Here is a 25,488-nt window from a genome sequence, read left to right on the forward strand (position 1 = left end):
CAGACATGGTTACTCCATATCACCGTACCCGGCATAGGAGCCAGGTGCGAGATTCTCGAAACGGGTGAATTTGCCCAGAAAGGCCAATCGAATATTGCCGATAGGACCGTTCCGCTGCTTGCCGATGATGATTTCGGCGATACCCTGATCCTGAGTATCCGGATGATAGACCTCGTCCCGGTAGACGAACATGATGACGTCCGCATCCTGCTCGATTGCACCGGACTCGCGGAGGTCGGAGTTGATTGGACGCTTGTTGGGCCGCTGCTCAAGTGATCGATTGAGCTGGGAAAGCGCCACAACTGGGGCGTTGAATTCCTTGGCCAGCGCCTTGAGTGATCGTGAAATCTCGGAAATTTCGTTGGTTCGATTTTCCGAGGAGCCGCCAATCTGCATCAACTGCAAATAGTCGATCATGATCATCCCGATCTCACCATGTTCGCGCACCACACGCCGCGCGCGGGCGCGCATCTCCATCGGTGACAAACCCGCTGTATCATCGATGAACAGCTTTCGGTCATTCAGCAGGTTTACCGCCGAGGTCAAGCGCGGCCAGTCGTCGTCATCCAGACGACCTGCGCGCACCTTGCTCTGATCGATTCGCCCAAGCGATGACAACATACGCATAACCAGGGAATCACCTGGCATCTCCAGGGAGAACACCAGTACAGCCTTGTCATAACGCAGCACCACATTCTCGACCAGATTCATCGCGAAGGTCGTCTTACCCATGGAAGGGCGCCCCGCTATGATCACCAGATCCGCTGGCTGTAACCCCGAAGTCATCTCGTCAAGATCGGCAAATCCGGTTGAAAGACCGGTGATAGCCCCATCGCTGTTGAACAGCGTGTCGATCCTGTCGATCGCCTTGGTCAGAAGATTATTGACCGACTCGGGGCCACCCGTCTTGGGCCGACTCTCAGCGATGGCGAATATTTGTCTTTCAGCCTCGTCAAGAATCGCATTTGCCTGCTTGCCCTTCGGGTTGAATGCACTGTCGGCAATATCCGAGCTGGTACTGATCAACTTGCGCAGGGTCGAGCGCTCGCGAATGATGTGCGTATAGGCACTAATATTGGCAACCGACGGCGTATTTTTCGCCAATTGCCCCAGATAAGCCAAACCCCCGACCTGATCAATCAGACCTTCACGGTCGAGCTCTTCTGCAAGAGTCACCACATCGAACGGCTGATTACGCGATGCCAGGCTGGCGAGCGCACGAAAAATCAAGCGATGATCATGACGGTAGAAGTCGGCCTCACTGAGCAATTCCACAACCCGCTCCCAGGTTGTGTTTTCCAGCATGACACCGCCCAGCACCGCCTGCTCGGCTTCGATTGAGTGCGGAGGAATCTTCAGCGAAGAGGCCTGCAGATCAAGTTCCGTATTGTCGGTGTACATAGGTTCGTTCATCGGCACAGGCCCGGTACTTGCTCGCTATTCGATCAGGACGCCCCGAGAAGCAAATAACCGGGACACAAAAACAACAACACGGCGCCTGTCAAAGACAGGCGCCGTGCTGGACAGTCTAACCTTAAAGGCCGCGGAACTCACCCTGCCGAGCTGAACACTGTTCGGAGCGAGTGCCTGCCGCCTTGAGGATTAACCGTTGATTACAACCAGTTTGACGCTGGCTTCTACATCTGTGTGCAATTGCACCGCAATGTCGTACTCGCCGACGTTACGCAGAGGACCTTCTGGCAGACGCACTTCGCTCTTTTCGATCTGGACGCCAGCCGCAGTTACCGCGTCAGCGATATCACGGGTGCCGATAGAACCAAACAGCTTGCCTTCTTCACCGGCGTTGGCTGCGATAGTTACAGTCAGATCAACCAGTTTGGCAGCGCGTGCTTCAGCCTCACCCTTCTTCTCGTCAGCAATGCGCTCAAGTTCAGCGCGACGAGCTTCAAAGGCTTCCAGGTTGGATGCAGTAGCCGGGGTAGCCTTGCCGAAAGGCAGCAAGAAATTGCGTGCATAACCGGCGCTCACGGCAACCTTGTCACCAAGGCCACCCAGATTCGCGATCTTTTCGAGCAGGATAACTTCCATAGAAATAACCTCTTGTATTCAGTCTTGGCCGTTCGGGTCGTTATCGTCACGGGGGCCCTGGGCCGGCGCAAGACGGGAACGAAAGTCGAACAGGCTATCAATAAATGCCAACAACATAATCAGGGGATACACAAACTGGGCGGCTAGAACAAACACCACATAGAGTATCACCAACCAGACGGAACCGAGCTTCTTGATACCGACAGTGCCGTGAATCAATGCCAGCCCTGCCAACATCAGTGGCAGACTGGTTACCGGCGCCAATAACGCAAACTGTCCGAACTGTGGACCGAAGAGCGTTATAAGTAGCAATGCGCCCGCCACTACAGGCGACAACCGCAACCAGTGGAACTCCTGACGGAATCCACCGGGGTTGTACAACCTGGCCTGCCAGGAGCGCCCTACCATGAGGCTAACCAGCACCATCATCGTGTGCACCGCACCCATCAGGCCGGCGAGCACTGGCACCAGCAAAGCTTCAATGCGAGCTAGACCAGCCTCGTCGACAGACCCGCCTATATCGGCCAATAGCTGCGGCAATCGCTCCTGAATCTGTGCAGCCAAAGCCAGCAAAGGCTCGTTCAGCACGGTCAACAGAAGTAGTGCGTAGGCCAGGCCAAGCGGAACTGACGCCAGCAATACTGACGCCCAGTCGCTTCGACTGTGAAGCAAAGTGGCAAGGGCTACAGTGCCGCCGATAACCAACAGCGGCGTAATGTCGCCCACCCACGCCCAGGCAATGGCCGGTAAAATACCCCAAGCCAACACCGGCAACGCCTCGGACAGGCCGCGCCTAAGCACGACAAGAGCAAGGGCTGCGGCGCTGACCCAGAACAACAGCGGAATGGCCGCAGAGATGGCTACTACAAGAGTAGCCTCCTTACGTCCCCGCATGATGTATTCAGCCAACCCACGCATGCCGGTCAGATATCCCTGATTACGTAAGTAATAAGTTACCTATCAACGACCATGACTGTCGGTGAAGGGCAGCAGAGCCAGATAACGGGCGCGCTTGATAGCGACACCCAGCTGACGCTGGTAACGGGCCTTGGTACCGGTAATGCGGCTAGGAACAATCTTGCCGGTCTCGGTAATGTAGGCTTTCAAAGTGTTGAGATCCTTGTAATCGATCTCTTTAACGCCTTCAGCGGTAAAACGGCAGAACTTTCTGCGACGGAAAAAACGTGCCATGGCAGCGTCTCCTTGAATACTGGAAATGGGACCGGGATGACTTACTCGTCGTCGCCGTCGTTATCGTTGTCGTTCGAGCTATCGTTGTCAGAATCGCTGTCGTCACCTTCGGTGCGCTCGCGACGCTCACGACGCTCGCCACGACCGGTATCTTCGGGCTTGAGCATGTCGGACTGTTCGGTGATAGCTTCGTCACGACGGATGACCATGTTACGGATAACGGCATCGTTATAACGGAAGTTTTCGGTCAGCTCTTCCAGTGCCTTGGCGCTGCACTCGACGTTGATCATGATGTAGTGGGCTTTATGGATCTTGTCGATCGGGTAAGCCAATTGACGGCGACCCCAATCTTCCAGACGGTGAATCTTGCCGCCGTCTTCTTCGATGAGCTTGGTGTAGCGCTCGATCATGCCGCCGACCTGTTCGCTCTGATCCGGGTGAACCAGGAATACGATTTCGTAATGACGCATTAGTGCTCCTTACGGGTTGTAGCCAGCCACCCAACATGGTCTGGCAAGGAGTAGAACTCTAGTTTGGGGCGCACATTCTATGGGAGTGGTGGGGAAGCTGCAAGCTTTAAGGCGATACCCCCAAACCTCAAGCGGCTAGCTTCTCTGGCGAACAGCTTCGAAGAGACAGATCCCACTGGCGACCGAGACGTTAAGGCTGCTAACACTTCCGGCCATCGGCAACTTCGCCAGGTAATCGCAATGCTCACGGGTGAGTCGACGCATGCCGCTGCCTTCAGCACCCATCACAATGACGCTGGGCACCTTTAGATCGACCTGATAGATCAATTGCTCGGCTTCACCCGCTGTACCCATCACCCACAAGCCACGCTGCTGTAACTGCTTCAGTGTGCGAGCGAGGTTGGTTACCGCAACCAGTGGAACCGTTTCGGCAGCACCGCAGGCAACCTTGCGTACTACCGGGGTCAGGCTCGCGGAACGATCACGTGGAATGATCACCGCATGCGCACCTGCAGCATCGGCGCTGCGCAGACAGGCCCCTAGATTATGTGGGTCAGTAACGCCGTCTAGAACCAGTAACAACGCCGGAGCATCCAGCCCATCGAGGAGCCGATCGAGCATCTCCTCGGACCACATCTGACTGGGGGAAACCTGTGCAATTGCACCCTGATGAACACCCTCGACCAGCTTGTCCATATCTTCGGGCGCAAGACGCTGAATACCGATCCCGATACTTTCGGCCAGATCGGCAAGCGTTTGCGCTCGCCCATCCAGACGGCCGCGCGTCAGGATGAGACCCTTGACGCGCTTGGGCGAACGCTCAAGCATCGCTTGAACCGCGTGCACACCAAAAACGTATTCACTGTCGCTCATATCTGCTCAGCCACCCGCCTCAAGTCTTGCGCTTACGCGGGGCCCGGGGCGCACGTGGAGCACGCGGACCGGAACCAGTGGAGGACTTGTCAGCAGGCTTTCTACCCTCTGAAGCCTTGGCGCCACTCTTTGACCGTGGCGCACGCCCCTGTTTGGCTGCGCCCGCCCCTGCCTTCTTCGAGCCCTCGATCAGATTCTTGCGAGCGGCACGGCTGGCCTCCACATCTGTACGCTGGTTTTCCGGCTGACTCTTGTCCATCTCGAAATCGATCTTTCGCTCATCGAGATCAACACGGGCGATCACCACGCGTACTGTGTCTCCAAGACGGAAACTCCTGCCGGAGCGCTCTCCAACCAGTCGATGATGAACCTGATCAAAGTTGTAGTAATCAGCCGGCAGCGCAGTGATATGAACCAGACCCTCGATGTAGATATCCTTCAACTCGATAAACAGACCAAAGCCTGTAACCGAAGTGACCAAACCATCGAAGCTCTCGCCCACTCGATCCTGCATGAACTCGCACTTGAGCCAACTGACTACATCGCGCGTTGCCTCATCAGCTCGACGCTCGTTCTGCGAGCATTGCTCGCCGAGTCTTTCAAGTGCCGCCATGTCGTAGGGGTAAATGACCGCCTTGGGTATGTTGCCAGCACCGGCCCGCTTGACCAGGTCAGATTTGCGACGCGAGCGGATAACACTGCGAATCGCGCGATGCGTCAGCAGATCCGGGTAACGGCGAATAGGCGAGGTGAAATGCGTGTAAGCCTCGTAATTCAAGCCAAAGTGGCCCGCGTTATGCGGACTATAAACAGCCTGACTGAGCGAGCGCAGCATTACAGTCTGAATCAACTGCGCATCCGGACGCCCCTGAACCTTACGCAGAACTTCGGCGTAATCCTCTGGCGTCGGGTCACCCTTCTTTCGAGTCAGAGACAAACCCAACGCATTGAGAAATTCGCGAAGACGCTCAACCTTTTCGGGTTTGGGACCGTCATGCACGCGATACAAACCGGGCAACTCAAGGTCACCGAGAAAGCGAGCAGTGGCAACGTTGGCTGCCAGCATGCACTCCTCGACGATCTTGTGAGCATCGTTTCGTGTCGTGGGACGGATTTCGGCTATCTTGCGATTCTCACCAAAAACAATGCGCGTTTCCGTGGTCTCGAAATCAATAGCACCTCGACCCTGACGCGCCTTGGCCAGGGCCTTGTATAGCTCGTAGAGATCCTTGAGCGCAGGGAGTACTTCGGCATATTGCTTGGACAGCGCCATGCCCTCCTGACTGCGAGGGTGCTCAAGCATGTTCGAAACCTGGGTATAGGTCAGGCGCGCATGGGAGTGAATGACACCCTCACAGAACTCATAGGAAGTCAGCTCGCCACTCTTGGAGAGCGTCATTTCACATACCAGAGCCAGGCGATCAACCTTTGGCATCAATGAACAGAGTCCGTTGGAAATAGCCTCCGGCAACATAGGCACGACTTCGCTGGGGAAATAAACCGAGGTGCCACGCAGCTCAGCCTCCTCATCCAGAGCCGAACCCACCGGCACATAATGGGAAACATCAGCAATGGCTACATAGAGTTTCCAGCCACCGGCAAACAGGCGCCAACCGCTAGCCTTCTGCGGCTCGCAGTAGAGCGCATCATCAAAATCGCGCGCATCTTCCCCATCGATTGTAACCAGCGGCAAATGCCGCAGATCGACACGTTTGAGCTTGTCCTTTTCCTCAACCTGGTCCTTGAGCTTGCTCGCCTCATTGAGAACGGCCTGGGGCCAGACGCTCGGAATGTCGTAACTACGCAGGGCAACTTCAATTTCAACGCCGGGAGCCATGTAGTCGCCTACCACCTCGACGACTTCACCCTGGGCCTGACGGTGAATATTCGGCCACTGTGTGATCTTGACCTCGACGTACTGCCCGGGCTCGGCACCATGCTCGCAGCCCGGCTGGATAAGCACCTCGTGATTGATCTTGGCATTATCAGCTGCGACGTAGGCTATACCGTTCTCGCGGTAATAGCGGCCCACCAGAACTTCATGGGCACGCTCTATCACCTCGACAACGGTGCCTTCGCTGCGACCACGGCGATCAACGCCGGTTACTCGACCCAGGACCTTGTCACCATCAAACACCAGGCGCATCTGCGCAGGGCTCAGGAAAAGATCATCACCGCCCGATTCCGGAACCAGGAAGCCGAAGCCGTCCCTGTGTCCCTGAACGCGGCCCTTGATAAGGTCCAGCTTGTCAATCGGCGCATAGGCACCGCGGCGGGTATAGATCAACTGACCATCGCGCTCCATCGCGCGCAACCGGCGTCGTAGGGCTTCGATGCCCTCCTCACCGGTTATACCCAGCTCGTCCTGGAGTTGCGCTCGGGTTGCCGGCGCTCCACGATCCTCGAGCAACTTGAGAATAAGCTCGCGACTGGGGATGGGGTTTTCGTATTTCTGGGCTTCGCGTGTCGCTTCTGGATCGAGTGCGGTCCAGTCGACTGATGATGCGGAAGTACGTTCGGAATTGCTCGGCGCGGCCGAGTCTTTTGATATTGATTTTTTCGTCATAGTTGTCTATTGAACCGCGAATTGGCTTTTCATGCACCTGTTTCCGGCGATTACCGATTTATTTTTGCCGAGGGGTTTACAACCCCATGGGCGCTACGTATTATTCGCGCCGTCAACACAACAACGGTTGCGGCGAGAAACGCCTGTTTCAGCTTAGCATCCAGATTGACTGTAATGCCCAGGTGGTGAAATTGGTAGACACGCCAGCTTCAGGTGCTGGTGGCCGCAAGGCCGTGGAAGTTCGAGTCTTCTCCTGGGCACCATTTCTTATTGTTGATTCCCTCATCAACAAGCACGTTACTACCCCATTTCATTTTCCCTGTGCATACGACGATTCCTCATGCGCAGTATCTGCCCAACTTCGTCCAAATCGTATATTTAATTGCCACTGATGGTGCAATAGACTTTTTCGCGCACGCAAAAAAGGCGCCTAGAGGCGCCTTTTTCGTCGAGAACTGCTATCAGTCCTGAAATATTTTCCGCAGGATGATGGTCTCATTACGGTCAGGTCCGGTCGAAATAATATCGACAGGCGCGGCCACCAACTCTTCTATGCGACGAATATAGGCCTGGGCGTTCTCTGGAAGCTGCTCCAGCGTTTGAGCACCCAAGGTCGACTCACTCCAACCCGGCACCTCCTCGTAGACTGGATCAAGCCCCAGATAACTGTCGGCATCACTTGGCACTTCGATAACCGCACCCGCCTCATTGCGGTAACCGACGCAAATACGAATGACATCCAGCCCATCCAGTACGTCCAGCTTGGTCAGACATAGACCACTTATGCTGTTGACCTCCATTGCGCGACGCAGGATGACCGCGTCAAACCAACCACAACGACGTGCCCGACCCGTGGTGGAACCGAACTCATGCCCTCGCTCGGCCAGACGCGCACCAACATCATCGAACAACTCGGTAGGAAAAGGACCCGAGCCAACACGAGTGGTATAGGCTTTGGTGATACCCAGAACGTAATCCAGATATAGCGGACCAAATCCCGAGCCAGTGGCCGTACCGCCGGCCGTCGTATTGGAGCTGGTCACATAGGGATAGGTACCGTGATCAATATCCAGCAACGAACCCTGAGCGCCTTCAAACATGATATTGGCACCTTCGCGGCGAAGCTCATGCAGCCTGGCCGTGACATCCGTCATCAGCGGACGCAACCACTCCGCATAGCCCATCGCCTCGTCAAACGTCTTCTGGAAGTCAACAGGCTCCACCTTGTAATAATGCTCCAGGGAGAAGTTGTGATATTCCAGTACTTCGGCCAACTTTGTGGCAAAGCGCTCGGGATTGAACAGATCCGCTACCCGCAAACCTCGACGGGAAACCTTGTCCTCGTAAGCCGGGCCAATGCCGCGGCCTGTTGTACCAATCTTGGCCTCGCCACGGGCTTTTTCCCGTGCCTGATCAAGCGCCACGTGATAAGGCAGAATCAATGGACAAGCCGGGCTTATACGAAGCCGCTCGCGTACGGGCACACCCTTTGCTTCCAGCTCCTTGAGCTCTTTCATCAGAGCTTCAGGAGAAAGAACCACGCCGTTGCCAATAAAGCAGGTGACGTTCTCGCGCAGGATTCCTGACGGGATCAGGTGCAATACGGTTTTTTCACCATCAATAACCAGTGTATGGCCCGCATTGTGACCGCCCTGGTAACGGACGACGGCAGCGACCTGATCGGTCAACAAATCCACGATCTTGCCTTTGCCCTCATCGCCCCACTGGGTACCGAGGATGACTACATTCTTGCCCATTTCAGCTCTCGCCTCATTCGAATTTGAACGGCCTGCTCGGCCGTTGAATCAATTTTCCAGCTTTTTTACCTGCCACGCACCACCCTGCCACCGCAAGATACGATCGCAGCCGTGCTCGACTGCGTCGGCGTCAACCTGACCCGGCAAGGCAACAATGACGCGCTCACCCTCGCGACGCAGCTTCATCACTTCGCGTTGCAAGCCAGCCTCGTTCGCATAAGCTGCCCATATGGCACTTGAGCGTTCGGTACCGGTGGCAATATTGCCGCGCTCAACCAGCAGTCGCAGGTCTGTCGAAAACCCGGTTGCCGGGCGCGCACGACCGAAGTCCGAGCCGATGTCGTCATAACGACCACCCTGGGCAATACTCTGGCCCAGTCCGGGTATGTAAGCTGAAAAAACCACGCCGGTATGATAATGATATCCGCGCAACTCACCCAAATCGAAATACAGGGGTATCTCCGGATACTGGCGAGCCAGGGTCTGAGCAATTTCAGCGAGATCATCCAGCGCGGCCATCACCGACTCTGGCGCACCATCAAGCAGCACATGCGCACGCTCCAACACCTCAACACCGCCCGACAACTCAGCCAGACTGCAGAGCATCGCTGCCAGGGAAGATTGGCTTTGTCCCAGGGGCTCGGCAATCGCCCGGACCTCATCTACCGCCTTACGCTGCAACGCGTCGAACAACGTCTGCTCGACTTTCTCATCCAGACCAGCTGCCTGCGCCAGCCCGCGATAGATACCTACATGCCCGATATCCAGATGCGCACCGCGCACACCACAACTGGACAGGGTTTCGAGCATCAGTGTGATAATTTCGATGTCACTGGCACTGGACGCATCACCATAGAGTTCAGCACCCAGCTGAATCACACTGCGCGCCGTAGAAAGCGTCCGCGGCCGAGTGTGCATGACGCTACCGCAGTAGCAAAGCCGACTCGGACCTTCGGCACCCAGCGTGTGCGCGTCAATGCGCGCGACCTGTGGCGTGATGTCGGCCCGCACGCCAAGCATGCGTCCAGACAACTGATCGATCATCTTGAAGGTTTGCAACTCCAGATCGTGTCCAGCACCGGTAAGCAGCGATTCTACATATTCGATATGGGGGGTGATGACCAGGTCATATCCCCAGGAAGAAAACAGATCCAGCAGTTGCCTGCGTGCGGTCTCGATAAGTGCGGCCTCTTCGGGCAGGACTTCCTCGATGCCCTCGGGCAACAGCCAGCTATCAACAGTTGGCATTTTCACAACCTTTCCTACATGGTGAATACAAGTGTCCTGCATCAGGGAGCATCAACGCACCAGATACAGCAAAAGAGTGCCGATCAACATACTGCAGAACCCTACAATTCGTAGCTGACTGTCGCTGATCTGAGCCACGCCAGTCAGCATGCGCTTCCAGCGATCTGGGGCCAGGAATGGCATCAGCCCCTCAATGACTAGCACCAGACACAGTGCGGTTGCCAGACTTTGCCACATCGACTGCATTCCCTGTACTGGCCAGACCGCATCAAGCCCTGCAGAGTCGGACGACGGTCACAAAAAAGCCGGGAAGACCCGGCTGCGCGATTGTAGCACGTTTTTCCCTGGCCACACCCGCAAAGGCTGAGGGTGTGGCCAGGCTTTACCTAGGGAGCGCTGCCGCCCTGAAGATAGCGGAAAAACTCACTGTCGGGATCAAGAACGAGGATATCCGACTTGCTGGAGAAACTTTCACGATAGGCCTGAAGGCTGCGATAGAAGGAATAGAACTCCGCATCCTTGTTGTAGGCTTCAGCATAAATCGCAGCCGCCTGCGCGTCGCCATCACCGCGAATCTGCTCGGCCTCACGGAAAGCTTCAGCCAGAATAACCCTCTGCTGCCGATCAGCGTCTGCACGGATACCTTCAGCCAACTCGAAACCCTTGGCTCGGTGCTCGCGAGCTTCACGCTCACGCTCACTGCTCATACGCTCGAACACGCTACGGTTAACCTCGGTAGGCAGATCGATAGCCTTGACTCTGACATCAAGAACCTCAATCCCGAGCTCACGACGGGCACTGGTATCCAGCACTGTCGTGATATCCGCCATCAACTGATCACGCTCACCGGAAACGACTTCGTTCAAGGAGCGGCGGGCGACTTCGTTACGCAAACCCGATTCCAGCTGGCGAGACAGGCGATCTTCTGCCAACGCACGCAATCCGGACGTTGCCGTGTAGAAGCGCTCGACATCTGCGATTCGCCATTTGGCGTAGGAATCGACCATCAGGGCCTTCTTTTCGAGGGTCAGATAACGCTGGGTAGCGGTATCCAGAGTCAAAAGCCGACCATCGAACAGACGCGCCTCCTGCACAAAGGGCAATTTCAAATGCAGGCCCGGCTGTACGTCGGTTTTGACCACTTTACCGAATTGCAGGACCAGCCCGCGTTGAATTTCACTGACTACGAAAAAGCTCTGCCAGCCGACCACAACGACTATCAAAGCCAGGATCAGACCGAATATTGTCTTGTTGCTCATCAACGAGTCTCCCTTGAGCGCGAGTCACGCGGCGGTGTCTGCTGGGACTGGCGAGTAGCAGCATCATTGGCCATCGAACCGGAGGGGGCTGAAGCCGAGCCTGAGCCGGCATTACCGCCTTGCTGCATCAACTTGTCCAGAGGCAGATAAAGCAAGTTATTGTTGCCATCACCACCCGACACAAGAATCTTGCTGGTATTGCTCATGACGTCCTGCAAGGTTTCAATATACATACGCTCACGCATGACCTGAGGCGATAAACGATATTGAGTTACCAATTGGTCGAAGCGCTGAGCCTCACCATCTGCACGGGCAACAACCTCATCGCGATAACCGTTGGCTTCCTCGAGCAGTCGCTGTGCCTGACCACGGGCCTCCGGAATCACGCCGTTGGCATAGGACTCGGCCTGGTTGCGCACGCGCACTTCATCCTCACGGGCCCGAATCACGTCGTCAAAGGCATCCTGCACTGCGGAGGGCGCCTGGGCACTTTCGATGTTCACCTGAACAACTGTGATACCGGTGTTGTAAGTATCCAGATAACGCTGCAGCCGCTGAGTGGTTTCGACACCCATCTGCTCACGACCTTCCGTCAGCACCTGGTGCATAGGGGTAGAGCCGACCACGTGGCGCAATGCGCTCTCGGTTGCGTGGCGCAGGCTGGTCTCGGGATCCTCGACTTCAAGAATAAATTTCTCGAGATCGGATATCCGGTACTGAATAGCCACCGGCACTTCGACAATATTTTCATCCTGAGTCAGCATCTGACCCTGCTGTCGATACGAACGCACCTGAGTAACATTGCGCTGAAATTTTTTCTCAATAGGGGGGAAGTACAAATGCAGGCCGGATTCGACTGTGCGGTTGTATTCACCAAAGCGCAGAACGATGGCCTGCTCCTGCTCATCTACCGTGTATACGGCAAAGAACAACCAGACAGCGACAAACGCCAGGGCAATAATACCCAGCACTGCCTTGGGAAAACCCTGACCGGAACCGGCACCACGATTGCCGCCGTTATCACCACCGCCTTTCTTACCACCGAACATGCCGTTCAGGCTGTCCTGTAGCTTGCGCAGCGCTTCGTCAAGATCAGGTGGTCCCTGCTTGCCACCGCGATTGCCATTGTTTCCGCCACCACCCCAAGGGTCTTGATTCTTTCCACCACCAGGCTCATTCCAGGCCATAGCGTTCTCCGTTATTCGTAAACTTGTGTGCGTCAAGGCTCTGAAGCCTCTCCGCTTATCTGATCAAGGGTACAGCATACCGCGCTTGACGAGCGAATCGAACGACGCCTTTATTGCAACGCATGTTGCTCAATAAAAGCGTCCATTTGCCAGCCTTCTCGCTTGAGCAATCGATTCAGATCACTGCGCTGCAATCTGAGATCAAGCTGTTGGCGTCCATCATCAGCAATACTCTCGCTGACAACCGCCCCGATCTCGTAAAACTGGGCACGCAGACGCGCCTCAGCGGGCTCGAGCACAACGGACTCCTGAATCACATCTACCGATAGACGTTCAGCCATTGCCTGAGCCAGTAACTCAAGACCCTCACCACTTTGCGCTGATACCCATACCCTTACCGCCAGACCATCTTCATCCCGCTGAATATGCGGTTCCACTAAATCAAGCAGGTCGACCTTGTTGTAGACCTCAAGCATCGGCAGCGTCGCGGCACCAATCTCGCCGAGCACTTTCATCACCTGCTCTATATGTGAGGTACGCTCGGGGTCGGCGGCATCAATCACATGCAGCAGAAGATCGGCCTGGGCAGATTCCTCAAGAGTAGCCCTGAAGGCTTCGACCAGTTTGTGGGGCAAATGCCTGATAAACCCGACCGTGTCGGCGAGAATGGTTGGACCAATGTCGTCGAGCTCAATTCGACGCAGAGTCGGATCGAGCGTCGCAAAGAGCTGGTCAGCCGCATAGACCTCAGATGTGGTCAGGGTATTGAAGAGCGTAGACTTGCCTGCATTGGTATAACCAACGAGCGATACCACCGGTATCTCCGCACGTCTGCGAGCTCGCCGAGCCTGTTCTCGTTGGCTGCGGACTTTTTCCAAGCGCCGGGTAATCTGCTTTATGCGTTCACGCAGCAGACGACGGTCGGTTTCGAGCTGCGTCTCGCCTGGGCCTCGCAAGCCGATACCACCTTTCTGACGCTCAAGGTGGGTCCAGCCGCGGACCAAACGGGTACTGAGGTGGTCTAACTGGGCAAGCTCGACCTGAAGCTTGCCTTCATGGGTCCGAGCACGCTGGGCAAAAATATCAAGAATGAGACCGGTGCGATCAATCACCCGACACTTGAGTTCACTTTCAAGATTACGTTCCTGACTGGGCGTAAGAACGTGGTTGAAGATAACCAGGTCGCCCTGATGTTCTCCAACAAGAGCTTGCAGCTCCTCGACCTTGCCGCTACCTATCAGAAAGCGAGGGCTGGGCTGGTGTCGATTTATGGTAAGAAAGGCAACAGTCTCCGCGCCGGCCGAATTGGCCAGCTCGATGAATTCCTGAGGATCCTCCCGAGTGCGCTCGTCCATCCCTTCGAGGTGAACGAGTATCGCCCGCTCACCACCTTCATGGCGCTCAAAGAACAATCAAGCCTCCGGACAAATCAAGGATTTTCCAACTCAGCCTCTTCACTGCCGCCCTGAACGGGCAAGCGCACCGGACGTCCCGGCACAACAGTGGAGATGGCATGTTTATAGACCATCTGGCTGACGGTGTTCTTCAGCAGGATAACGAACTGGTCAAATGATTCTATCTGGCCCTGCAATTTGATGCCGTTGACCAGATAAATGGATACCGGAACACGTTCCTTGCGCAGAACGTTCAGGTAAGGGTCTTGTAATGAATGCCCTTTTGACATTGCCTTACTCCTTATGGGAACCGTATTTATATGCATTAATTCAATGCGTTATCACCACCCGGCCCATTATCCATCGGGCGTAGTGGTGCAATTATCAACATGACCAGCCAAAGCAAAAACCCGCACGCTGCCAGAATACTATATGGCGATTCGCTCAAGACGTTTCAAGGCCTGGTCAAATCTATTCGGATCCAGGCTGTCAAACCAGTCAATTTCTGCCTTCCAACCGCGTAACCAGGTCATTTGTCGTTTGGCCAATTGCCTGGTAGCTATTATCCCGCGTTCGACACTGTCGTCTAGCGAGAGTTTCCCATCAAGGTAGTCCCAGAGCTGCCTGTAACCCACTGCCCTTATAGAGGGCAGGGATGGGTTCAGGTCGGCTCTGGCATACAGGGACTCGACCTCTTCGAGAAATCCCTGCCGCATCATGACGTCAAAACGACTGGCTATTCGATCGTGCAAAACCCGCCTTTCAAGGGGAGCAATGGACATATAGTGCATAGTATAAGGCAAAAAGTTATCGTGGGAGCCCTTCGCTTCCGCTTTTTCTATGCTTTCTCGGCGATGCCATTCAGACAGGCTTATACCTGTCAACATGTATACCTCGTAAGCACGCTGCAGGCGCTGTGGATCATTCGGATGAATGCGTTGTGCAGCCTCTGGATCGACAGCAGCAAGCCGCGCATGCACACCTTGCCATCCCTCGCTCGCAGCTATCTGCTCGATTTCCTTACGGACCCCGACATCAGCAGCGGGCATGGATGCGAGTCCTTCAGCAAGCGCCCGGAAATACAGCATGGTGCCGCCCACCAGCAAGGGTATCCGACCCCGCGCAACAATATCGCGTGTGAGTTCGAGGGCATCGGCACGAAATCGCGCCGCAGAATAGCTTTCGCTTGGGTCGAGAATATCAACCAGATGATGCGGATAGCGCAGCAGGGTATCCTTGTCAGGCTTGGCGGTACCTATGTCCATACCGCGATAGATCAGCGCCGAGTCCACGCTCACCAGCTCACAGGGATAGCGATCAGCCAGATGCATGGCCAACTCCGTCTTGCCGGAAGCCGTTGGCCCCATCAGGCAAATGACGGGCGGCAGCAGATCGCTCATGGGGCTATCACCAGCAACAGGTCAGCGACCACGCAGAAACAGCTTATCAAGGTCGCTCATACTCATTTTCGTCCAGGTTGGGCGGCCATGGTTGCATTGGGCGCTGCGCTCTGTTTGCTCCATATCACGCAAAAGAGCGTTCATTTCCGTTAGTGTAAGCCGCCTGTTGGCGCGGACTGAACCGTGACAGGCCATGGTGGAGAGAAGTTCGTTGCGGTGCGCCTCGATACGGTCGCTGGTGCCATATTCGAGAAGGTCACTCAAGACATCCCGGACCAGCTGCACCGCATCTGCCTGGCGCAATAGCGCCGGTATTTCGCGAATACCCAACGTTTCAGGCCCCATCCTCTGCACCACAAAGCCCAGGCGGGAAAACCAGTCGGCATGTTCTTCTGCACAATCCACTTCCCGCTGACTGAGAGCGACCGATTCAGGAACCAACAGAGGCTGCCCCCTCAATCCCTCCTCATTCATAGCGAGCTTGAGTCGTTCATAGGTAATGCGCTCATGGGCCGCGTGCATGTCGACAACAATCAAACCTTCCGCATTCTCTGCAAGAATGTACACCCCATGCAGCTGGGCTAGCGCATAGCCCAGTGGCGGCACGCCATGGTCCGGGCTAACCGCGAACTCACTCACTACAGCAGTGGCACTCTGGCCGGACGCGGCGGCCGAATCACCCTGAACAGGATTAACACCGTACAGACCAGGGTAGGCATCAAGGTTGCCTGCCAGCTCTCGATGCGATGGACGCTCGGGTAACGAACCAGGGACGGACCACTCTCCGCGCGACTCGTTAAGAGGCATGCGCTCCTGTCCGGAAAAGATCCCGGCCGCCTGGCCTGTCGCTGACGGCATATTGACGGGCGCTTCGCTCAGATCACTTTGCGAACGATCACCCGGGCGCTGATCTGCCAGCGCACGATGAAGCGTACTGAACAGAAAGTCGTGCACCATTCGACCGTCGCGAAAGCGTACTTCGTGCTTGGTGGGATGCACGTTGACATCAACAACAGCAGGATCCACCTCGAGAAACAGCACGAACGTCGGATGACGGCCATGGAACAATACATCGCGATAGGCTTGGCGTACCGCGTGCACGACCAACTTGTCCCTGATCATGCGGCCATTGACGAAAAAATATTGCAGATCGGCCTGACTGCGTGAAAAGGTCGGCAGCCCGACCCAGCCCCACAACCGCAAGCCGCTGCGCTCGCTATCAATAGACAGCGATTGTTCGATAAACGTCGGCCCACACACACTGGCCACACGGCGACGTAACTCCATCTCCCCATGGGCTGGACGCAAGCTGAACACGGTGCGGCCGTTATGACGCAGCGTAAAAGCCACATCAAAGCGAGATAACGCCAGGCGCTTGACTACCTCTTCAAGGTGGCCAAATTCTGTTTTTTCAGTGCGCAGGAATTTGCGGCGGGCCGGCGTATTGAAAAACAGATCACGCACTTCAACAGTGGTGCCCTGGGGGTGAGCAGCCGGCTGCATATGAGGCGCCATATCACGCCCTTCGGTCTCGACAGCCCAGGCCTGATCAGCCCCTTTTGCACAGGACGTCAGGGTCAAACGGGAAACCGAACTGACAGAAGCCAGAGCTTCACCGCGAAACCCAAGAGTTATCACCTTTTCAAGATCGTCAAGGTCGCGGATCTTGCTGGTCGCATGACGGGATAGCGCCAACGGGAGATCGTCCTGAACGATACCCTCGCCGTCATCACGCACCCTCAGAAGCTTCACACCGCCCTGCTCCACTTCGATATCGATACGCGCTGCGCCCGCATCCAGAGCATTCTCCAGCAACTCCTTGATTACCGATGCAGGCCTTTCCACGACCTCACCGGCTGCAATCTGATTAGCCAATCGAGGACTAAGTAGTTCGATGCGTGACATATCAGGGCTCGTTCCTGACCAGCATGCTGCCGGCCGGCACCGTCAGAATCTGTCCGACCCGTATCTTGTCACTGCCCAGACTGTTGGCCTGACGCAAGCCAGACAGACTCACACCAAAACGCGTAGCGATAAGGGACAGTGTATCGCCTCTGACCACCTCATATTGGCGCGGGCGCTGAGCCTGAAGCTTACCGCTGGATTTCAATGCCGCTACCCGCGTACCCGGCGGCGGGTTACGGTGAAAATAATCCCTGATGCCTGAGTGCATGGCCCGCGCAAGCGCCTGCTGATGAGTTCCGGTAACTAACTTGCGGGCTTCGCCCGGATTGGAAATAAAACCCGTTTCGACCAGAATCGACGGAATATCCGGGGACTTGAGCACCATGAAACCCGCTTGCTCAACCCGGCGCTTGTGAAGCGGAGTAATACTGCCCACCGCTGACAAGACCTGCTGACCGACATCGAGACTGGCCGACAATGTCGCTGTCATTGATAAATCAAGCAATACGCTGGCCAGTATCTGGTCCTTGTTATCCAGACTCACTCCGCCAACCCCACCGATCAGATCCGAACGGTTCTCCCGATCCGCCAGAAAGCGGGCAGTTTCTGAGGTGGCACCACTGTCCGACAGGGCAAATACGGAAGCGCCGAAGGCGCTGGCCCTGGTGAAGGCATCGGCGTGCACTGAAACGAACAAGTCCGCACTGTGTTTGCGGGCAATTTCAGTACGCTTGCGTAGCGGAATGAAATAATCCCCCGTGCGCACCAGAACCGCCTCGAAACCTGGCTCGGCATCAACCATCTTTTTCAGCTCACGGGAGATTGCCAGTACAACTTCCTTTTCACGGACGCCACCCGGTCCAATTGCTCCCGGATCTTCACCGCCGTGTCCGGCATCGATCGCGATCTTGATATTACGCTCTCCCGCCAGGCTGGCAGGCCGGCTGGGTGCCTGAGGAAGCGGCGAAGCACTGGGTGGCGCAGGGGCAGTCAATGTTTCACGCGGCTCGGCATGGTCGTACAAATCGATTACCAGACGATGTCCATACTGCTGGTTGGGCGGAAGGGCAAAACTCTTGGGGTTGACCTCCCGGGATAAATCCAGGACCACTCGCAGGTCTTTCTCGTCCCTGGGAGCAGATCGCACCCCGGTCAGAGGCGTATCACTCAGCGGCAGGCCCGATACGTCCGCGGTAAAACGGGCCCCACTGATATCAATAACCAACCGCTCAGGGTTAGATAGACTGAACAGACTGTGGTCAGCCGGCCCGGAAAGATCAAACACCAGACGCGTGTTATCAGGAGCTCGCCATAGCCTGACGTTCTCGATATCTGCCGCCTGCGCCAGACCGGCGACCAGCATGCAAATGCCTCCGATCAGCCAGCAAAGTGTTGTCCGACCTGTACTTCCGCCTCTCAAGATCACGTCTGTGCATCATCCCGTGTTTGTAATTGTCGGCATGCTGTCTGGCCATGCTCGCTATGCCCTTGCACCTCGAGCCTGCGACCAGTCGGCGTAGTGCCTATGGTAATGGTCATATCCGGGCTTGGCAAAACTCCCGCCCCCTTCTCTGGCCACTCGATCATGCACAGGCTGTCCGGGGAAAAATAGTCACGGATACCCAGAAACTCCAGCTCTTCAGGATCCAGCAAACGATACAGGTCGAAATGATAAATAGCGCTATCATTAAGCTCATAGGGTTCGACCAGGGTAAAGGTCGGGCTTTTGACCGCCCCCGAATGCCCTTGCCCACGAATGAGACCTCGACTCAGGGTAGTCTTTCCCGCACCAAGATCGCCCTGCAGATAGATTACGCCACGCGCTTGCATAGCGCGACCAATGGCCGCGCCGACCGCCTCCATGGCTTGATCTCCCTCGGCATGGATGACTTGAATCATGTTATCTCTCGTATATTGAGTAATCGACGAATTGCCATCATCAGATCGGTAGCCAGCAGGCCGCGCTGCCCCAGCGCCGCGGCCTGGTCACCGGCCAATGCGTGAACCAGGACTGCATAACGGGCTGCAGTTCCGGCCGGTACTTTCTGCGCCAGCAAGGCTCCGCAAAGGCCTGACAGCACATCACCCATGCCGGCAGTAGCCATGCCGGGATTGCCCGCCGTGCACAGTGCGACCGGCGCCCCACTCGGATCACCGCCAGCCACCAGAGTACCTACGCCCTTGAGCACCACCGCGCAACCGTAGCGCCGGGTCAGTTGCTCCAACGCCAGTAGACGGTTTTTCTGGATATCCGACGTGGACCATCCCAGCAGACGCGCGGCCTCGGCTGGATGTGGCGTGATAATACAGTTCTCGCCGAGGTCCCTGCCATCAACAAAACGCTCGGCAATGATATTCAGAGCATCCGCATCCAGAACCTTGGGCAGATCACTGCGCAATACCCGGTCCATTATGTCTTGCGCCCATTGGCTCCTGCCCAGCCCCGGGCCCACAATCAGCACGCTGGCATGACCTATGAGCTCTTCTACCTCCTGCGGATCATCCGCAGCGTGGACCATCACCTCGGGGCAGCGGGCCAGCAACGGCGCAATATGCGCACTTCGCGTTGCCGCACTGACCTTGCCCGCACCGCTGCGCAGCGCGGTTTCAGCAGCGAGCAGCACAGCGCCACCCATTCCCAGACCACCGCCGATAACCAGCGCGTGGCCGAACATGCCCTTGTGAGAGCTGCGCAATCGCGGCGCTAGCGTCTCGGACCAACCGTTGAGACTTAACCGATGCGCAACTGGTGAAGGCATTTCGAAGGGCAGATCCGCCAGCGGAGCAAAATGCAGCTCGCCGACCATATCCGGACCCTGCCCGGTGAACAATCCGATTTTCAAGGTAATAAAGGTGACCGTCATGTCTGCCTTGATTGCCTCCCCTAGCACTGCGCCAGTATCAGCGTGCAAACCGCTGGGTAAATCGACCGATACCACCGGCAAACCACTGGCATTGATTGCCCTGATCGCCCTTGCAAAGGGCTCACGCACTTCAGCATCAAGCCCGGTACCAAGCATCGCATCAAGCACCACTCCGCGAAGCAGCTCACCTTCCTGCCAGGCCATTACCTCGACTCCGCAGGCGGTTGCCAGCTGGTATGCTCGCCCTGCGTCCCCACTCAACTTCTCAGGCGCCGAGACCGCCAGAATGCGAACGTCCCAGCCCGCCATATGAGCCAGGCGAGCTACCAGATAACCGTCGCCAGCGTTGTTTCCACCCCCACAGAGCACCGTCAGCTCGCCACTATCCGGCCAGCGCCGCAGGAGCTGCTCCCACAATGCCTCAGCAGCCCTCTGCATCAACTCGCTGCCCGCAACACCACCCTCGATAATAGCCGCGTCAATGATGCGGGTTTGAGCGGCATTGTAGATACGGGTCGGTAGTGTGATGGTCATGGGCATGTTCCCTTTGGCAATGTCTGGCACAATTGTAGGTACTAATTTGCTGCCCCCCAACTATTCAGACCGGATCAGTATGACCGACGCCACCACCAACCTTTCCCTCGACCCGAACATGCTCGCAGAACGCATTCGGGAACTGGGACAGGAACTGGGATTTCAGCAAGTGGGCATCAGTGCCGCACAGATAGGCGAGCACGAAGCGCGGCTGCATTCCTGGTTGGACGCAGGCTATCAGGGTGAAATGGAGTGGATGACAAGCCACGGCAGCAAGCGCACCCGCCCCGCCGAACTGGTCCCTGGCACCTGTCGGGTAATTTCCGTGCGCATGGACTATCTGCCGGCGGATACCGCCATGGCAAAACGCCTCAAACAATCCTCACACGCCTACATATCTCGCTACGCCCTTGGACGTGATTATCACAAGCTGATGCGCCGCAGGCTGCAACAGCTGGCTGAGCAGATCCAGGCGCTGATCGGCCCTTTTGGCTACCGCGCCTTCGTTGACAGCGCGCCAGTAATGGAGCGCGCGCTCGCCACCCGCGCAGGTCTGGGCTGGATTGGCAAGAACACCATGCTGATTCACCCGAAGGCCGGCAGCTATTTCTTTCTCGGTGAACTGTTCACGGATCTGCCACTCCCGGTGGATGATGCCCAGGAAAAGGAACATTGCGGAAGCTGCAGTGCATGCCTTACTTCATGCCCCACCGACGCATTCGTCGACGCCCACGTGCTTGATGCACGGCGCTGCATTTCCTACCTGACCATCGAGCTCAAGGGCTCAATACCACTTGAACTGCGGCCATTAATGGGAAACCGTGTATTCGGCTGTGACGACTGCCAAATGGTCTGCCCATGGAACAAGTTCGCCAGGCCAACTGCCGAAAGTGACTTCAACCCCCGCCATCAGCTTGATCAGGCCACGCTGGCGAGCCTGTTCCTCTGGGATGAAGATACCTTCCTGAGTAATACGCAAGGCTCACCCATACGACGCATCGGTCACGAGCGCTGGCTGCGTAACCTGGCCGTGGGGCTTGGCAATGCAACCACCAGCATCCCGGTAATCGAAGCCCTCAAGGCGCGCCTCGATCACCCCTCCGAACTGGTTCGCGAACATGTCACCTGGGCTTTGCAGCGCCACGATCATCCAGCCTGATCAATACTTCAAAAAGTGTTCGCGGTAATACTTCAGCTCGGCAATTGAGTCATAAATATCATCAAGGGCAAGATGACTGCTGTCCTTCTTGAAACCGCTCTTGAGCTCCGGCGCCCAGCGGGAAACCAGCTCTTTGAGGGTCGAAACATCGAGATTGCGATAATGGAAGTACTGCTCAAGCTCTGGCATACCCCGGTGCAGAAAACGTCGATCCTGACAAATGCTGTTGCCGCACATGGGTGACTTGCGCGCCGGGACCCACTGCTGGAGAAAAGCCAGTGTCTGAGCCTGCGCCTCGGCGGCGCTAACATTGCTCTCTCGCACTCGCTTGGTCAGACCCGAGCCACCATGTTGTCGGGTATTCCACTCGTCCATGCCATCAAGCAGGGCATCTGGCTGCTTTACAGCCATGACCGGCCCCTCTGCGAGCACATTGAGCTGTGAATCAGTCACTACGGTAGCAATCTCGATAATGACATCATTGTCCGTATCCAGGCCGGTCATTTCCAGATCGATCCAGATGAGGTTCTCGTCGTTTGTCATGTGCTCTCCTGCAATAAGATGGATGTAATCGAGTATACGCGGCGCGTGCTACACTGGCGAAACTTCCGGAAATAGTGCGACACATGGCCAAGCGACACCTCACCCGACGCCAGAACTGGCGTATTCAGAAAATCCAGGACGAGCGCACCGTACGCGCCAGCCGCCGAGCAGATCAGGCCGAAGAAAGCATCCTCGGTGGAGACCTGGGTCCTGAGCAGCAGGGACTGGTTATCGCGCACTTTGGCGTGCAGGTTGATGTAGAAACCACAGAGGGGGCAAACGCCGGGCAGATTCGCCGCTGTCACCTGCGTGCAAACCTGCCGGCGATGGTCACTGGCGACCGGGTAATATGGCGCGCCGACAATCAGTCTGGCGGTGTCATCGTCGCCCAACTGCCACGCGAGTCAGAGCTGAACCGTCCGGATCACCGGGGTCAGCTCAAGCCGGTAGCCGCCAACGTTGATCGGCTGGTTATCGTTTTTGCGCCCCTGCCCACTCCCTACACGACGCTGATCGATCGTTATCTGGTCGCTGCGGAGCAGGCCGGATTGAGCCCCCTGCTGGTATTGAACAAAGCCGACCTGTTACTGGGTGGCGAGTTCGCTGACATCCGCTCCTGGCTGGATGTGTATGCCAGACTTGGTTACCAGGTACTCGAACTTTCGGCGAGCTCCGGGGCGGGGCTGGGAGAGTTGCAGGCGGCACTCAAGGACCATATCAGCGTATTTGTCGGGCAATCCGGGGTGGGCAAGTCATCGCTGATCAACGCATTGTTGCCGGGCGTTGATCTACGAGTAGGGGCTCTGTCGGAATCCAGCGGCCAGGGAACGCATACAACCACCACGGCCAAACTCTTTCACTTCCCCGAGGGCGGCGATCTGATTGACTCCCCCGGTATTCGTGAATTCGGACTGACCCATATCAGTCATGAAGATCTGCTGGAAGGCTTCGTCGAATTCAGACCGTTTCTCGGATTCTGCAAATTCCGCGATTGCGCGCACCTACACGAACCCGGTTGCGCCCTGCTCAATGCCGTAGAACGCGGGGACATCTCCGCCAGTCGCATCAGCAGCTATCGGCAGATACTGTCCAGCATCGGTCCGCAAAGCTACTGAGCGCCCGGCACTGACCTATGGATCAATAGACTGCGCGTTCCCGCCGTCATCGAAGAAGTTTGTCGGCCGCGGGCCTATTGATCTAGGAGTCTCGACTGGCGGCTCCTCCACGACGGGAAGCGGCGCAGGCAAGCCAATGGCGGAAGCACCCAGATTCGGATCGGGCTCGTCAGTCGAGGGCAATTCCTCGGGACCCGTTCCGCCTTCTCTATCCCCCAGACCATCAAGAATCTGATCTTCAGCGCGCTTGTTCAGCACTACAATATCAATTCGCCGGTTGATCGGATTCAAAGGATCGGCACGATCAAACAGGGCAGAATCAGCGAATCCCACTACCCTTGCGAGCTGATCTTCCGGGTATCCTGCGGCGAGCATCGTGCGGCGAGCGGCGTTGGCCCTCTCTGTCGACAACTCCCAGTTTCCGTATCCGCCTCGCCCCACAAAGGGCGCTGCATCCGTGTGACCACCTATGCTTATCTTCTTCGGGACGACCGAAATGGTTTCGCTAAGAGACAGCAGGATCTCTTCAAAATAGGGTTGCAATTGCGGACTCCCGCTGGCGAACATCGGCCGGTTTTCGGCATCCACAATCTGGATTCGGAGTCCATCCTGAGTAATCTCAAGTAAAATCTGATCCTTGAAGCGCTGCAGCACAGGCTCCTCATCGATTTTGTTCTGCAACTCCTGGAGAAGCATGTCCAGCTCGAGCTTTTCAACGCTCTCACTCACAACCCGCTCAGCCTCTTGAGCTGCTGACTCGGCTTGGCCGTCATCAGGAATACGTGACTGATCCTCCTGGATATCACTTAGCGTGCGGTCGGGCGCAACTGTCGGGGTACCGCCCAGGTCAATGGCGAAGGGACTGCCGCCCTCTTCAAAACCGATGGGATCATTGAAATAACCAGAAATCTGCTGCAGTTCCTCTGGACTCGCAACGGTCAACAGCCACATAACGAGAAAGAATGCCATCATCGCCACTGCGAAGTCGGCAAAGGCAATCTTCCAGGCGCCACCATGGTGGCCACCGGCCTTGCGGCTAATGCGCTTTACAATGATCGGCTGATTATTATCCACCTATCAGCGCCCCTTGACCGACTCTTCAAGCTCAATAAAGCTGGGGCGGTGCTCTGGCAACAGCGCCTTACGTCCAAACTCCACCGCGAGGGCCGGAGGCAGGCCCTGGGCGCTGGCTACCAGACACATCTTGATCGCCTCGTAGGTATTGGCTTCCTCGTGGGCCTCATGCTCCATCGCTGCAGCAAAGGGTCCGACAAAACCGTAAGCCGCCCAGATACCCAGGAAAGTACCCACCAGAGCGGTCGCAACCTTTTGACCGATCATCGTGCTATCGGCATCGCCCAGAATACTCATGGTAATCACGATGCCCAATACCGCAGCGACAATACCAAACGCCGGCAAACCGTCAGCAATACGCGTTACCGCATGGCTAGGGCCTTGCAGCTCCTCGGTAAGACTGGAAATCTCGACATCGAAGAGGGCCTCCAACTCGTGGGGCGCCATATTGCCCGTTGACATGATGCGCAAATAATCACAGACGAACTCTGTCATGTGCTTGTCTTTCAGAATCGCCGGATACTTGCTGAATATCGGGCTTTCCGCAGGCTCTTCGATATCCGCTTCGATCGACATCATGCCTTCGCGCCGGCTCTTGTTGAGTACTTCGTAGAGCACACCAAGCACATCCAGATAGAATGGCTTGCCAAAACGATGGCCAAAGATAATCACCGGCGCCTTGGCAAATACCTTTTTGATCGTCGACATATTGTTGGCAACCAGGAATGCGCCAAACGCCGCCCCGCCGATAATGAGGATCTCGAAGGGATGCCATAGTGCCGCAAGCTGTCCGCCGGACAGCATGAAGCCACCGAGCACGCTGCATAGAACAACCAGATAACCGCCGATTTTCAACATAAACCCGTCAAATTCCTTGAAAGTTACGAAACTACCCTGCTG

Annotated in this window: 24 protein-coding genes and 1 tRNA gene; 3 read left to right on the forward strand and 22 right to left on the reverse strand. The window is 56.4% G+C overall.

Annotated features, from left to right (window positions below; all coding sequences use genetic code 11):
• Positions 1–9: 9 nt before the first annotated feature.
• From dnaB to rnr, 7 genes are all read right to left on the reverse strand, one after another.
• A complete protein-coding gene (gene dnaB / locus AAC076_RS04945; protein WP_150278510.1) occupies positions 10–1,401 on the reverse strand; it encodes a replicative DNA helicase in 1,392 nt (463 codons plus the stop codon).
• 201 nt (positions 1,402–1,602) lie between these two features.
• Entirely contained in the window at positions 1,603–2,049 is a 447-nt protein-coding gene (rplI, locus tag AAC076_RS04950; RefSeq protein WP_339843307.1) for a 50S ribosomal protein L9, read from the reverse strand.
• An 18-nt stretch (positions 2,050–2,067) separates the two neighbouring features.
• On the reverse strand, positions 2,068–2,967 hold the full coding sequence (locus AAC076_RS04955; protein WP_339843308.1) for a hypothetical protein: 900 nt from the start codon (positions 2,965–2,967) through the stop codon (positions 2,068–2,070).
• Between the two features lie 42 nt (positions 2,968–3,009).
• Positions 3,010–3,240 carry a 30S ribosomal protein S18 gene (gene rpsR / locus AAC076_RS04960; protein WP_096348409.1) on the reverse strand — a complete coding sequence of 77 codons (231 nt, stop codon included), beginning with the start codon at positions 3,238–3,240 and terminating at the stop codon, positions 3,010–3,012.
• A 41-nt stretch (positions 3,241–3,281) separates the two neighbouring features.
• Complete coding sequence (rpsF, locus tag AAC076_RS04965; RefSeq protein WP_150278309.1) at positions 3,282–3,710, reverse strand: 30S ribosomal protein S6; 429 nt, start codon at positions 3,708–3,710, stop codon at positions 3,282–3,284.
• Positions 3,711–3,845: 135 nt separating this feature from the next.
• A complete protein-coding gene (gene rlmB / locus AAC076_RS04970) occupies positions 3,846–4,583 on the reverse strand; it encodes a 23S rRNA (guanosine(2251)-2'-O)-methyltransferase RlmB (protein ID WP_339843309.1) in 738 nt (245 codons plus the stop codon).
• A 19-nt stretch (positions 4,584–4,602) separates the two neighbouring features.
• Positions 4,603–7,149, reverse strand: a complete 2,547-nt coding sequence (gene rnr, locus AAC076_RS04975; protein WP_339843310.1) for a ribonuclease R — start codon at positions 7,147–7,149, stop codon at positions 4,603–4,605.
• Positions 7,150–7,325: 176 nt separating this feature from the next.
• On the opposite strand from rnr, the gene AAC076_RS04980 reads away from it, so the two are divergent.
• Positions 7,326–7,412: transfer RNA gene (locus AAC076_RS04980), tRNA-Leu, on the forward strand.
• A gap of 198 nt (positions 7,413–7,610) precedes the next feature.
• On the opposite strand, the gene AAC076_RS04985 is transcribed toward AAC076_RS04980, so the two are convergent.
• The 12 genes from AAC076_RS04985 to AAC076_RS05040 form a co-directional block, all read right to left on the reverse strand.
• Entirely contained in the window at positions 7,611–8,906 is a 1,296-nt protein-coding gene (locus AAC076_RS04985) for an adenylosuccinate synthase (RefSeq protein ID WP_339843311.1), read from the reverse strand.
• A gap of 48 nt (positions 8,907–8,954) precedes the next feature.
• A complete protein-coding gene (locus tag AAC076_RS04990; RefSeq protein WP_339843429.1) occupies positions 8,955–10,154 on the reverse strand; it encodes an ATP phosphoribosyltransferase regulatory subunit in 1,200 nt (399 codons plus the stop codon).
• A gap of 51 nt (positions 10,155–10,205) precedes the next feature.
• Entirely contained in the window at positions 10,206–10,391 is a 186-nt protein-coding gene (locus AAC076_RS04995) for a DUF2065 domain-containing protein (RefSeq protein ID WP_339843312.1), read from the reverse strand.
• Between the two features lie 149 nt (positions 10,392–10,540).
• Positions 10,541–11,413, reverse strand: coding sequence for a protease modulator HflC (gene hflC, locus AAC076_RS05000; RefSeq protein WP_339843313.1), 873 nt, complete (start codon positions 11,411–11,413; stop codon positions 10,541–10,543).
• The gene (gene hflK, locus AAC076_RS05005) at positions 11,413–12,600 is read right to left on the reverse strand and encodes an FtsH protease activity modulator HflK (protein ID WP_339843314.1); all 1,188 of its coding nucleotides are present in this window, start codon (positions 12,598–12,600) and stop codon (positions 11,413–11,415) included. Before hflK ends, hflC begins: the two co-directional genes overlap by 1 nt.
• 110 nt (positions 12,601–12,710) lie before the next feature.
• Positions 12,711–14,012, reverse strand: coding sequence for a ribosome rescue GTPase HflX (gene hflX, locus AAC076_RS05010; protein WP_339843315.1), 1,302 nt, complete (start codon positions 14,010–14,012; stop codon positions 12,711–12,713).
• A gap of 17 nt (positions 14,013–14,029) precedes the next feature.
• Positions 14,030–14,284 (reverse strand): RNA chaperone Hfq, encoded by a 255-nt coding sequence (hfq, locus tag AAC076_RS05015; protein WP_339843316.1) that lies wholly within the window; start codon positions 14,282–14,284, stop codon positions 14,030–14,032.
• A 138-nt stretch (positions 14,285–14,422) separates the two neighbouring features.
• Positions 14,423–15,394 carry a tRNA (adenosine(37)-N6)-dimethylallyltransferase MiaA gene (gene miaA, locus AAC076_RS05020; RefSeq protein ID WP_339843317.1) on the reverse strand — a complete coding sequence of 324 codons (972 nt, stop codon included), beginning with the start codon at positions 15,392–15,394 and terminating at the stop codon, positions 14,423–14,425.
• A 21-nt stretch (positions 15,395–15,415) separates the two neighbouring features.
• Complete coding sequence (gene mutL / locus AAC076_RS05025) at positions 15,416–17,299, reverse strand: DNA mismatch repair endonuclease MutL (protein ID WP_339843318.1); 1,884 nt, start codon at positions 17,297–17,299, stop codon at positions 15,416–15,418.
• 1 nt (position 17,300) lies between these two features.
• Positions 17,301–18,662 (reverse strand): N-acetylmuramoyl-L-alanine amidase, encoded by a 1,362-nt coding sequence (locus AAC076_RS05030; protein WP_339843319.1) that lies wholly within the window; start codon positions 18,660–18,662, stop codon positions 17,301–17,303.
• 59 nt (positions 18,663–18,721) lie between these two features.
• On the reverse strand, positions 18,722–19,198 hold the full coding sequence (tsaE, locus tag AAC076_RS05035) for a tRNA (adenosine(37)-N6)-threonylcarbamoyltransferase complex ATPase subunit type 1 TsaE (RefSeq protein ID WP_339843320.1): 477 nt from the start codon (positions 19,196–19,198) through the stop codon (positions 18,722–18,724).
• Positions 19,195–20,697 (reverse strand): NAD(P)H-hydrate dehydratase, encoded by a 1,503-nt coding sequence (locus tag AAC076_RS05040; protein ID WP_339843321.1) that lies wholly within the window; start codon positions 20,695–20,697, stop codon positions 19,195–19,197. The genes tsaE and AAC076_RS05040 overlap by 4 nt, the downstream gene beginning before the upstream one ends.
• A 79-nt stretch (positions 20,698–20,776) precedes the next feature.
• Between AAC076_RS05040 and queG the strand changes: the two genes are divergently transcribed.
• On the forward strand, positions 20,777–21,856 hold the full coding sequence (gene queG / locus AAC076_RS05045) for a tRNA epoxyqueuosine(34) reductase QueG (RefSeq protein ID WP_339843322.1): 1,080 nt from the start codon (positions 20,777–20,779) through the stop codon (positions 21,854–21,856).
• Here queG and orn read toward each other — a convergent pair whose 3' ends face one another.
• Positions 21,857–22,399 carry an oligoribonuclease gene (gene orn / locus AAC076_RS05050; RefSeq protein WP_339843323.1) on the reverse strand — a complete coding sequence of 181 codons (543 nt, stop codon included), beginning with the start codon at positions 22,397–22,399 and terminating at the stop codon, positions 21,857–21,859.
• Between the two features lie 83 nt (positions 22,400–22,482).
• On the opposite strand from orn, the gene rsgA reads away from it, so the two are divergent.
• Positions 22,483–23,514, forward strand: coding sequence for a small ribosomal subunit biogenesis GTPase RsgA (gene rsgA / locus AAC076_RS05055; protein WP_339843324.1), 1,032 nt, complete (start codon positions 22,483–22,485; stop codon positions 23,512–23,514).
• 15 nt (positions 23,515–23,529) lie between these two features.
• Here rsgA and motB read toward each other — a convergent pair whose 3' ends face one another.
• Together motB and motA are read right to left on the reverse strand one after the other, a co-directional pair.
• A complete protein-coding gene (gene motB / locus AAC076_RS05060) occupies positions 23,530–24,588 on the reverse strand; it encodes a flagellar motor protein MotB (protein WP_339843326.1) in 1,059 nt (352 codons plus the stop codon).
• 3 nt (positions 24,589–24,591) lie between these two features.
• The gene (motA, locus tag AAC076_RS05065) at positions 24,592–25,446 is read right to left on the reverse strand and encodes a flagellar motor stator protein MotA (RefSeq protein ID WP_339843431.1); all 855 of its coding nucleotides are present in this window, start codon (positions 25,444–25,446) and stop codon (positions 24,592–24,594) included.
• Between the last annotated feature and the right edge of the window lie 42 nt (positions 25,447–25,488).

It is taken from the genome of uncultured Halopseudomonas sp. (assembly GCF_963977355.1).
Classification (GTDB): domain Bacteria; phylum Pseudomonadota; class Gammaproteobacteria; order Pseudomonadales; family Pseudomonadaceae; genus Halopseudomonas.